Here is a 10,604-nt window from a genome sequence, read left to right as displayed (position 1 = left end):
AGGCGGGATAATGGTGAATTATCCCGCCTGATAGACCTTGCCGCGCAAACACCGCCTCTAATCGGTACGAAATCGCGCTTCGTCAGGACGCTAGTCCGACCACCACCCTCAGCCCGCACCTTCCTCGCGGTGCACGCCGCCGGCAGCAACATTCACCCCTTCCGCCAAGGTGGGATGGATATGGATTGCGTTGGCGACGTCTTGAAAGGTGGCACCGACCCGCATGGCGACAATCAGCTCGTGGATCAGGTTGTCGCCCTCGGGGCCGATGATGTGCGCGCCCAGGATCTTGTCGGTCGCATCATCGGCAATGATCTTGATGAAGCCATCGGTTTCGCCAATCGCACGGGCTTTCGCCACCGATTTGAACGGCTGCACTCCGATCTTGAGCGCGTACCCCTGCTTCCTCGCCTCGGCCTCGGTGAGTCCCACGGAGCCGATGGCAGGATCCGTGAACACGGCGTGTGGCACGAGTCGATGGTCCACTGATGCGGTGGAATCAGCTTTGATTAGAACGCGATAGAGAATCTCCGCATCGTCTCGCGCCGAGTGCGTGAACATCGGCGGGCCCTTCACGTCACCCATCGCCAAAATGCCTGCGGCCGATGTCTGGAATCGATCGTCGACCTTTATGAAACCGGCGCGATCGGTGTCCACGCCGACCGCCGCCAGGTTCAAGCCCGCCGTATTCGGCGTGCGTCCTGTGGCGAGCAGCAGGCGTGTGCTCTGGAAGGTTTGCCCCCCGGCACCGATGCGGGCGCTGACCACCACGGTGTCGCCCGCCTGCTTGACGCCTGTCACCTCGGCGCCGGTCACCACCTCAATCCCCTCGCGCTGAAACACATACCTGAGGACTGCGCTGATGTCCGGCTCCTCGTTCGGCACGAGGCGTTCGGCACGTTGGAGTAGTGTGACCTGCGAGCCAAAACGCGCATACATCTGCGCGAATTCGACGCCGACGTAGCCGCCGCCCACAATGATCAGGGACTCCGGTAACTCCGTCAGCTCGAGCGCGGATCGATTGGTCAGGTAGTCCACGCCGTCCAGCCCGTCGATGGGCGGAATGGTCGCTTCCGTGCCCGTGTTGATGACGATCGTCGCGGACTCCAGCCAGCGGTCGCCGACGGCCAGGCGTCCGGGCCCCTCGAAGCGCGCATCGCCCTCGATCAAGTGAAGCTTTTCGATCTTGCCGGCACCCCGGTACGCACCATCCCGGATCGGCTTCACCACTTCATCCTTGCGCCGGACGATCGCTTGGAGATCCGCCTTGGGTTCGCCGACGACAATGCCGAATTCGGCTGCGCGCCGAACGTGGTGCATGATCTTCGCCGAATGAATCATGGTCTTGGTCGGAATGCAGCCGCGGTTCAAGCAGGTGCCGCCGAGAAGTTCCTTCTCGACCAGGGCCGTTTTTCGGCCTTTCAGCGCGGCTTTCTGGGATAACGGAAGTCCCGCCATTCCGCCGCCGATCACAATCAGGTCGTATTGCTCCGTCGCTGCCTTGGTCATTGGAACCTCCTATGCGGAATTGCGAGGGTGAATCTGACGCTTACCAACGTGGTGCATCCGTCCCGAAGACTCGGTCCCCCGGTTTATCCGGCGACATGCTCCTGTTCGCTTCTATAGGCCATCTCGGCTAATTTCGTCTTGACCGCTGACAACGTCGCCTGCCTTGCCGCGACGTGCGCGAGCAGGCGCTGCACGCAGCCAGTTACATCGTCACCGTCATTCGCATCGAGTGCTCGACACAAGCGCGTCAACTCGTCCAGGCCGATCCCCGCCTCGAAGGCAGCCCGAACGAACCGCAGCCGCGCCAGCGATTGCGCGTCGAAAATGCCGTATCCGCTTTCCGTGCGCCGTGCCGGATGCAGCAAGCCGCGTAGCACGTGATCACGCACCACGTGAACGCTCACGCCCGCGTCTTCGGCCAGTCTGGATATCGTGTAGGCGTTCATCTCAATCGGTGCCGGCAACTAGCCAGCGCAGCACGACAGCTGTTTCACGTCCTTGACGAAGGTTTGTGCGGCGAGCTTCAGTCCTTCGACCATCGTCAGGTAGGGGAACAACTGGTCGGCCAAGTCGTGCACGGTCATGCGCGCGCGGAGGGCGAGCGCCGCGGTCTGGATGATCTCGCCGGCTTCCGGAGTGACTGCCTGCACGCCGATAAGCCGGCCGGTGCCGGCCTCGGCGACCAGCTTGATGAAGCCGTGCGTGTCGAAGTTGACGAGCGCCCGCGGCACGTTGTCGAGGGTGAGCGTGCGGGTGTCGGTCTCGATCCCGTCGTGATGGGCCTCTGCCTCGCTGTAGCCGACGGTGGCCACCTGCGGATCGGTGAACACCACCGCCGGCACGGTGTCCAGGTCCAAAGTCGCGTCACCGCCGGTCATGTTGATCGCCGCACGGGTACCGGCGGCGGCCGCGACGTAGACGAACTGCGGCTGGCTGGTGCAATCGCCGGCGGCGTAGATATCGGCGGCACTGGTGCGCATGGTCCGATCGACCACGATGGCGCCTCGCTCATCCCGCGTCACACCGGCGTTCTCCAGCGCCAGGCTGCGGGTGTTGGGTGAGCGCCCGGTGGCGATGAGCAGGCGGTCGGCGCGCAGCTCGCCGTGGTTGGTGGCGAGGACGAACGCGCCGTCCTGGTAGGACACCTGACTGGCCTGGGTCTGCTCCAGCACCTCGATGCCCTCGACACGGAAGGCCGCCGTCACGGCTTCGCCGACCGCCGGGTCTTCGCGGAAGAACAAGGTGCTGCGCGCCAGGATGGTGACTTGGCTGCCCAGCCGGGCGAAGGCTTGCGCCAGCTCCACCGCCACCACCGACGAACCGATGACGGCCAGCCGCGCAGGAATCGTGTCGCTGGCCAGCGCCTCATTGGAGGTCCAATACGGTGTGTCCTTGAGGCCCGGGATCGGCGGTACTGCCGCGCTGGCGCCGGTCGCGACCAGGCAGCGGTCGAAGGCGACTTCGCGTTCCCCACCGTCGGTCAGATTCACGATCAGGTGGTGGCCGTCCTTGAAGCGCGCTTCGCCCCGTACCAGTTCGATGTTCGGGTTCGATGCCAGAATGGTTTCGTACTTCGCATGGCGCAGTTCGTCGACGCGGGCCTGCTGCTGAGCGAACAAGCGGGTCCGGTCGATGGCGGGCGCGCAGGCCGCGATGCCATCGTCGAAGGAACTGGTCCGCCGCACGTGCGCGACGTGCGCGGCGCGGATCATGATCTTCGAAGGCACACAACCGACGTTGACGCAGGTGCCGCCGATCGTGCCGCGCTCGATGAGCGTGACCTGGGCGCCGGATTCGGCCGCTTTGATCGCCCCGGCCATGGCGGCACCGCCGCTGCCGATGACGGCGATCCGCAGGGGCGTCGATGATTCCTCCAGGGTGTTGTTCGACGTGCTGCGCGGCTGCTTGAGCAAGCCGCCCAGGGCGCCGAGGACTTTCCCCACGGTCGAGGGTTTCGTGGCTGCGGTTGGCGCAGCCTCAGCCACTGCAGGCTCCACCAGCCGGTAGTTGCGGGGCAAGGCTTCGTTCAACCGCGCCAGCGGAAGCGGTTGCGCGCTGCGGATGCGGGCTTCCCGTTTGGGATAGCTGACCGCGACCTCCGCGAGTTCCGGCACGGCTTGCAGCGCCTTCTCTACGTGATGGGCGCAGTCCGCGCAGGTCATGCCAGTCACGTTCAAGATGCGTTCGTTCATGGTGTTCCTAAACTTTCAATGGGATGGCGGAGGCAGCGCTGCCTGTCGCGGTGCAAGGAGAAGCCGCCTGTCGTGACACGGAAGGCGTCCTTGTCTCAGCAGCAATACGGCGCGGCCACGATCAGCAGGAGCGCAATGCCGACGATGATCCCTATCGCATAGAGATCGTCTTTCTTCGAGCGCAACCCACGCCTTCATGTACTGCAACGCCTCGTCGTCTGGTTAACAGCAGTTTGTCTTGTCATCGGTCGTGGAGCAGTCCTTGCGTGGCCGGGAAATCAAATCCCAGATCGCAACCGCAACCATCAGCACCAAGCCGGGATAAAGCAGAAAGCCGCTGCGCTGATCCAAGACCAGCATCACGAACACCGCGGCCAACACCAGGAGTGGGCCTGTCACACCCAGCGCGCCCCGGAACCATTGCCCGTGACGACGCCAATTGATCACATTGGCCAGGAGCGCAACGCCGGCGAACAGTGGCAGCAGGTAGCGGATGAACAGTCCTTCGTATTGGCTCAAGAAGCCCAGGCCGATGGCGGCGCCCAAGCTGCCGAGGGCTGGAAAGCACCCTGCGCAGCCAATCGCTGTCACGATGGAACCAACAACGCCCGCCTTGTCGGCCGCACGAGTGACGGAACCGGAATGGGTGGCGCGCATCAGGGCGACTTCCGCTTGACGGTGGACGGATAGCCCACGTTGGTTGTTGCGTCGGTGAGCGCCTTGAGGGTGGTCTTGGCGTCATCGAAGGTCACGATGGCTTCCTTCGTCTCGTAGCTGACCTCGATCTTGGTCACGCCTTCGACCTTGCTCAGCCCCCGCTTGACGGTGATCGGGCAGGTCGCGCAGGTCATGCCCGGCACGGCGAGCGTCACGGTCTTGATGGCAGCCCAGGCCGGCGCGGTGAACGCGAGGCCCGAGACGAGAACGGCAGCGAGTTTCTTCATGTGCGGATCCTCCGGAAGTGTCAGTAGAACAATGGGGCGAGGTAGGGGAACGTCAGTGCCAACAGAATCAAGGCCGCGACAATCCAGAACAGCACTTTGTAGGCGGTCCTGACTTGGGGCACCGCGCAGACTTCGCCCGGCGCGCACGCCGCGGCCGGCCGATAGATACGGCGCCAGGCGAATAACATGGCGACCAGGGCCGCGCCGATGAAGAGCGGGCGGTACGGTTCGAGCGCCGCCAGGTTGCCTAGCCACGCGCCGCTGAATCCCAAGGTCACCAGCACCAGCGGGCCGAGACAGCACGCCGAGGCCAGAATCGCGGTGATGCCACCGGTGAGAAGGGCCCCTGTGCCTGTTTTGTTGGTGTTTTTCATCGAGTGATTCATCTATTTGGACGCCTGCACCTTACTGCCGTACTTCAGTACGGAGTCAAGCGCCATGCTCAGGGGGATGCGCCGCGTCTGCGGGCAGCAGCGTGGCGAGGGTCAACACGGTCTCCCATGGCGCCGGCGCCTGCGATCCGAGGCGCTGCTGCAGCACCTCGCGCGCGGCCGCGAGCAGGTGGGCCAGGCGGGATTCGATGGGGATGTTCTCATCCGCGATGAGCACGTCCCGCAGTGCGCACGCCACGTCGCATTGCAGCGCGGCTCCGTCTGGCAATGGCACGTCCTGTTGCGACAGGCGCAGTACGAGCCGTGCCGCAATGGTGTGAGCCTCTTCTTCGCTGAGCTGATCGACGGTCTCGCGCCGGTACCACTGCTGCGGGTCCGGAAAGGTCGTGAGCAAGTCGAATGACGCCGCCGCAGGAACGGAGGCGACATCACTGCCGTCACCGATAGCGACGTGCAGCAGACGGACCTGCATATCGACGTCAAGCTCGCACCGCCATTCGATCGCGATCACGTCACCACGGCGGTGCAGCCACGCGCGCTCGATGGCGGGTTGGTCCTCCAGCCGGGCCAGCACGGGCTTGGCCAGGCAACCACAGCCGATCTGCGGGACGGCCTGGCACACGAACGCAGCAGAGTAGAAACCAACGGGCGCGGGCATGGGCTTCTCCGATCGGACCGAACGGTCGTAAGCTACCTCCGTAGTCAAGTACGGAATCAAGCGGCATGGACAACACTTCCGAAAGCCTGACCATCGGCGCCTTTGCCAAGGCGGCCGGCGTCAATGTCGAGACGATCCGGTTCTACCAACGCAAGGGGTTGCTGCTCGAACCGGAGAAGCCCTACGGCGGCATCCGCCGCTATGGGCCTGGGGAAGTGGCACGGGTGAAGTTCGTGAAATCAGCCCAGCGGTTGGGTTTCAGCCTCGACGAGGTCGCGCAGTTGCTCAAGCTGGACGACGGTACCCATTGCCACGAAGCGGCCGAACTCGCCGCCCTGCGACTGGCCGATGTGCGGGCACGCCTGGCGGACCTCAAGCGCATGGAATCGGCGCTGTCCAAACTGGTGAAGGAGTGCAGCACGCAGCGCGGCCAGGTGTCGTGCCCGCTGATCGCCGCATTGCACTGAGCCCGTACGCATGACGGAACTGGACCGCTACCTCGACGCCGCCACCCGCGCGAACACGCGCCGCAGTTACCAGTCCGCGGTGCGTCACTTCGAGGTCGATTGGGGCGGCCACCTGCCAGCGACGGCGGACAGCGTGGCCCGCTACCTGGCCGAGCATGCCGGCCGGTTGGCGACCAACACGCTCAAGCAACGCTTGGCGGCCTTGGCGCAGTGGCACACCGAGCACGGCTTCGTTGACCCCACACGAGCACCGATTGTGCGCAAGGTGCTCAAGGGCATCCAGACCGTGCATCCCTCGATCGAAAAGCGTGCCGAACCCTTACTCCTGACCCAGCTGGCGCAGGTGCTGACCTGGCTCGAAGGGGCGGCGATCACCGCACGGGACCGTGGCGATCATGCCGGGCAATTACGGCACTTGCGCGATCGTGCGCTGGTGGCGCTGGGCTTTTGGCGCGGGTTCCGCGGCGACGAACTGATCCGCTTGCAGGCCGAGCATGTGCGCATTGTCCCTGGCCGGGGCATGACGTGTTTCCTGCCGCGCAGCAAGGGCGACCGCCAGCATCAGGGCACTACGTTCAAGGTGCCGGCGTTGTCGCGCTGCTGCCCGGTCATCGCCACGCAAGACTGGATAGCAGCGGCGGCGATTACCGAGGGGCCGCTGTTTCGACGAGTGGACCGATGGGGCGGAATCGCGGCCGAGCCGTTGCACGCCAACAGTCTTATTCGTCTGCTGCGGCGTGTCTTTACTCAGTCCGGCCTGCCGGCGCCGGACGACTACAGCGGACACTCGCTGCGCCGCGGGTTTGCCGCGTGGGCTGACGCCAACGGCTGGGACGTCAGAACTTTGATGGAATACGTCGGCTGGAAGGATATAAAGTCGGCAATGCGCTATCTCGACGGGGCCGATCCCTTTGCGCAGGAGCGGATCGAAGCCGGACTCGCGGCGCCAGCCGCGTCGACACCGGCGCCGACGCTGGCGCTGCCCGCGCCAACGCACCCGGAGCCGTCATCGCGTCCGCTCGAACTGACGCTGCTGCTCTCACCGTTCACGCCCCGCGGTCGTGGCACGGCGCAGGCGAGGCGGCTCATCGAAGACATCTGCCTGGCACCGTATCGCGCCCAGCGGCTCGATGCCGACGGCACGCGCTACCGGCTGCACGCCATCGCGGTCGACGGCGACACGCTGGACGAGGCGATCGCCAGGCTCCTCGATGACATGCACCGTATCGCCGACAACCACCGCTGCTTCCTGGAAGCATCTTTGCAAGGCGACGGGCGGCATTGGGATTAGCCGATACACCACTTTTCCGAGACATCGCGAGCGATCACGACGGCATGACGACCCTGCATGAAACGGCCTACCCACGCCTGAAACCGGATCCGACCACCAAAGAACTGCAGGATGTCTACACACCCACCGCGGCGGAGCTGGCATTCGTCGACGCCACCGCGCAGCGGCCGACAGCCCGACTGGCGGTCCTGATCCATTTGAAGCTGTTCCAGCGACTGGGCTATTTCGTCGTGCTCGCCGATGTTCCCGACCGCATCACCCAGCACATCGCACGCGCGGCCGGGTATCGGCGCCCGTTGTCCGCCGAACAACTCAGTGGGTACGACACCTCGGGTGCCAAGCGTGGCCACATGGCCCGACTGCGCGACTTCCTGCAGGTGCGAGTGCTCGATGCGGAAGGTCGCACGTGGTTGGCGACGGTGGCCGAAACGGCGGCCGAAACCAAGCACGTCATTCCCGACATCGTGAATGTGCTGCTGGAAGAACTGGTCCACCACCGCTTTGAACTGCCAGCCTTCAGCACGCTGGAGCGCATCGCGATCCAGGCCCGCGAGCGCGTACACGATCGCTATTTTGGTGGCATCGCCGATGCGCTGACGCCGGCCATGCGGTCACTCATCGATGATCTGCTGCTCACGTCGCCTGCGGGCGCTTCGCACAGCGGCTGGCAAGCGCTCAAGCGCGAGCCCAAGCGCCCGACCAACAAGGAGGTGCGCTTCTACCTGCAGCACATTCGACGGCTCCAGCACCTCGCCGAGCAGCTGCCCGCCATCGACGTGCCAGTGCCCAAGCTCAAGCAGTACCGGGCGATGGCCCGCGCGCTGGACGCGAGTGAGTTGGCAGAACTCAAACCCGACAAGCGCTACGCGCTGGCCGCGATCTTTATCCGCGCCCAATACGCCAAGACCCTCGACGATGCGGCCGATCTGTTCATCCGGCTGATGCAGAAGCTAGAGAACGCCGCCCAGCAGAAGCTGATCGCCTACCAGTTGGAGCACAGTAAGCGCGCCGACCTGCTGATCGGCCAGCTCAAGGACATCCTCCAGGCCTACCAGGTGGACGGGACCGACGCGCAGCGGGTTGATGCGATCGGTGATGTGCTCATTACCGATGTCGGCGTCTTGCTCGCCGAGTGCGAAGAGCACATGGCCTATGCCGGCAAGAACTACCTGCCGTTCCTGTTGCAGCCGTACGCGACCATGCGCCCGTTGCTGCTGAATTGCCTGGAGATCATGGGGCTGCGCTCGACGAGCCAGGACGCCACGATGGAGCGCATGATCGCGGCGTTGTTGGCGCTGCGCGGCCAGCGCCGCGAGCTGATCGAGGCGAGCACGCTTGGGCTGGACTCGAACGCCGATTTCAGTTGGCTGTCCGGGGCCTGGCGCCGGCATGTGTTCGGGAAATCCGCCGTCTCGGCCGGCAGTGGCTGGATCCACCGCAAATACTTCGAGCTGGCCGTCCTGGCGCAGCTCAAGGACGAGCTGAAGTCAGGCGACCTGTACATCCGCCATGGCGAGCGCTACGACGATTACCGCGAGCAACTGGTCGATGAGGCCACGTTCGCGGGCGAGTTGGAAGCCTACGGCGAGGTGTCCGGTCTGCCGACCGACGCGGCCGTGTTCGTCCGCACGCTTCGCGACGAGATGGCCACGCTCTCGGACGCGGTCGATCGACGCTTCCCGGAGAACATGCACGCTGAACTGGTGGACGGGCGTCTGATCCTCAAACGTCTACAGCGGACCGAGGTTTCACGGGCCATCGTGGCAGTAGACGGTGTGATCACAGAACGGCTGCCGGCCACGAGCATCGTCGACGTGCTGGTCGACGCCGCGCAATGGCTGCAGTTGCACGAGCATTTCCGGCCGATCGCCGGCACGGACAGTCGGGTAGAGGAGTTGTTGCGCCGAGTCATCACGACCTTGTTCTGCTACGGCTGCAACCTCGGCCCAACGCAGACGGCACGGTCGGTCAAAGGGTTCAGTCGCCGCCAGATCGCGTGGCTGAACCTGAAATATGTCACCGAGGAAACGCTCGACAAAGCGATCGTCGAGGTGATCAACACCTACAACAAGTTCGAGTTGCCCGGCTACTGGGGCAGCGGCAAGAGCGCTTCGGCCGACGGCACGAAGTGGAGCGTCTACGAACAAAACCTGCTTTCCGAGTACCACATTCGGTACGGCGGTTATGGCGGCATCGGCTACTACCACGTCTCGGACAAGTACATCGCTTTGTTCAGCCACTTCATTCCCTGCGGCGTGCACGAGGCGATCTACATCCTCGATGGCCTGCTGGCGAACACCTCCGACATCCAGCCGGAGATCGTCCACGGCGACACCCAGGCGCAGAGCTATCCGGTATTCGGCCTGGCGCACCTGCTGGGCATCCAGCTCATGCCGCGGATCCGCAACATCAAGGATCTCACCTTCTTCCGGCCCGAGCCGGGGCGGCCTTACAAGAACATCCAGGCGCTATTCGGCGACAGCATCGACTGGGGGCTGATCGAAACCCACCTGCACGACATGCTACGCGTCACCGTATCGATCAAGCTCGGCAAGATCACTGCCTCGACCATCCTGCGGCGGCTCGGCACCTATAGCCGCAAGAACAAGCTGTATTTCGCGTTCCGCGAACTCGGCAAGGTCATCCGAACGATGTTCCTGCTGCGCTATATCGACGACGTGGACGTGCGCAAGACCATCCACGCCGCGACCAACAAGAGTGAGGAATTCAACGGTTTCATCAAGTGGGCGTTCTTCGGCGGGGAAGGGATCATTGCCGAGAACGTTCTGCACGAGCAGCGCAAGATCGTGAAGTACAACCAGCTCGTGGCCAACATGATCATCCTGCACAACGTGGAGCGGATGACCGGGATCTTGGCCGAACTGCGCGACGAAGGGATGGGAATCAGCGCCGAGGTGCTGGCAGGCCTGTCGCCGTACCGGACGAGTCACATCAACCGGTTTGGTGACTACACGCTCGATTTGAGCCGCGAGATCGCGCCGCTCGACTATTCGAGCCGAATCCTGATGAACTGAGCGTTGCGCATGAGTAATGCTCGCGGACTTTTTTGAGGCTAATAGGCCACTTCGTGGCCTCAGCAGAGCCTATGTATCGAAGGCAGAGGCACGCAACATCAAAGACTTAGACAGCT

At 64.0% G+C, this 10,604-nt stretch carries 10 protein-coding genes; 3 read left to right on the top strand and 7 right to left on the bottom strand.

Features of this window, described 5'->3' with window-relative positions; translation table 11 throughout:
* Positions 1-108: 108 nt before the first annotated feature.
* The 7 genes from lpdA to N799_RS13575 form a co-directional block, all read right to left on the bottom strand.
* Positions 109-1,509 (bottom strand): dihydrolipoyl dehydrogenase, encoded by a 1,401-nt coding sequence (lpdA, locus tag N799_RS13605; RefSeq protein WP_036213708.1) that lies wholly within the window; start codon positions 1,507-1,509, stop codon positions 109-111.
* 83 nt (positions 1,510-1,592) lie between these two features.
* Positions 1,593-1,955: a mercuric resistance transcriptional repressor MerD gene (gene merD / locus N799_RS13600; RefSeq protein ID WP_036213707.1), complete on the bottom strand. Its 363-nt coding sequence runs from the start codon at positions 1,953-1,955 to the stop codon at positions 1,593-1,595.
* 18 nt (positions 1,956-1,973) lie between these two features.
* Positions 1,974-3,701 (bottom strand): mercury(II) reductase, encoded by a 1,728-nt coding sequence (merA, locus tag N799_RS13595; protein WP_036213705.1) that lies wholly within the window; start codon positions 3,699-3,701, stop codon positions 1,974-1,976.
* A gap of 222 nt (positions 3,702-3,923) precedes the next feature.
* A complete protein-coding gene (merC, locus tag N799_RS13590) occupies positions 3,924-4,358 on the bottom strand; it encodes an organomercurial transporter MerC (protein WP_036213703.1) in 435 nt (144 codons plus the stop codon).
* Complete coding sequence (gene merP, locus N799_RS13585) at positions 4,358-4,645, bottom strand: mercury resistance system periplasmic binding protein MerP (RefSeq protein ID WP_036213701.1); 288 nt, start codon at positions 4,643-4,645, stop codon at positions 4,358-4,360. The genes merC and merP overlap by 1 nt, the downstream gene beginning before the upstream one ends.
* Positions 4,646-4,665: 20 nt before the next feature.
* Positions 4,666-5,019: a mercuric ion transporter MerT gene (merT, locus tag N799_RS13580; protein WP_036213699.1), complete on the bottom strand. Its 354-nt coding sequence runs from the start codon at positions 5,017-5,019 to the stop codon at positions 4,666-4,668.
* 55 nt (positions 5,020-5,074) lie between these two features.
* The gene (locus N799_RS13575) at positions 5,075-5,695 is read right to left on the bottom strand and encodes a hypothetical protein (protein WP_152597977.1); all 621 of its coding nucleotides are present in this window, start codon (positions 5,693-5,695) and stop codon (positions 5,075-5,077) included.
* A gap of 65 nt (positions 5,696-5,760) precedes the next feature.
* Between N799_RS13575 and merR the strand changes: the two genes are divergently transcribed.
* From merR to N799_RS13560, 3 genes are read left to right on the top strand one after another with little or no spacing between them, the layout of a single operon-like run.
* Positions 5,761-6,162 (top strand): mercury resistance transcriptional regulator MerR, encoded by a 402-nt coding sequence (gene merR, locus N799_RS13570; RefSeq protein ID WP_036213695.1) that lies wholly within the window; start codon positions 5,761-5,763, stop codon positions 6,160-6,162.
* Between the two features lie 10 nt (positions 6,163-6,172).
* Entirely contained in the window at positions 6,173-7,453 is a 1,281-nt protein-coding gene (locus N799_RS13565; RefSeq protein ID WP_081975047.1) for a site-specific integrase, read from the top strand.
* Between the two features lie 44 nt (positions 7,454-7,497).
* Complete coding sequence (locus tag N799_RS13560; RefSeq protein ID WP_036213693.1) at positions 7,498-10,488, top strand: Tn3 family transposase; 2,991 nt, start codon at positions 7,498-7,500, stop codon at positions 10,486-10,488.
* Positions 10,489-10,604 lie beyond the last annotated feature (116 nt).

Origin of the sequence: Lysobacter arseniciresistens ZS79, from assembly GCF_000768335.1 — a bacterium.
GTDB classification, from domain to species: Bacteria; Pseudomonadota; Gammaproteobacteria; order Xanthomonadales; family Xanthomonadaceae; genus Novilysobacter; species Novilysobacter arseniciresistens.
The sequence above is the reverse complement of the archived record's forward strand: the minus strand, read 5'-3'. Positions and strand labels throughout refer to the sequence as shown.

Coding starts and splice junctions, on each gene's coding strand:
- lpdA (WP_036213708.1), bottom strand. CDS start 1,509: ATGACCAAGGCAGCGACGGAGCAATACGACCTGATTGTGATCGGCGGC.
- merD (WP_036213707.1), bottom strand. CDS start 1,955: ATGAACGCCTACACGATATCCAGACTGGCCGAAGACGCGGGCGTGAGC.
- merA (WP_036213705.1), bottom strand. CDS start 3,701: ATGAACGAACGCATCTTGAACGTGACTGGCATGACCTGCGCGGACTGC.
- merC (WP_036213703.1), bottom strand. CDS start 4,358: ATGCGCGCCACCCATTCCGGTTCCGTCACTCGTGCGGCCGACAAGGCG.
- merP (WP_036213701.1), bottom strand. CDS start 4,645: ATGAAGAAACTCGCTGCCGTTCTCGTCTCGGGCCTCGCGTTCACCGCG.
- merT (WP_036213699.1), bottom strand. CDS start 5,019: ATGAAAAACACCAACAAAACAGGCACAGGGGCCCTTCTCACCGGTGGC.
- N799_RS13575 (WP_152597977.1), bottom strand. CDS start 5,695: ATGCCCGCGCCCGTTGGTTTCTACTCTGCTGCGTTCGTGTGCCAGGCC.
- merR (WP_036213695.1), top strand. CDS start 5,761: ATGGACAACACTTCCGAAAGCCTGACCATCGGCGCCTTTGCCAAGGCG.
- N799_RS13565 (WP_081975047.1), top strand. CDS start 6,173: ATGACGGAACTGGACCGCTACCTCGACGCCGCCACCCGCGCGAACACG.
- N799_RS13560 (WP_036213693.1), top strand. CDS start 7,498: ATGACGACCCTGCATGAAACGGCCTACCCACGCCTGAAACCGGATCCG.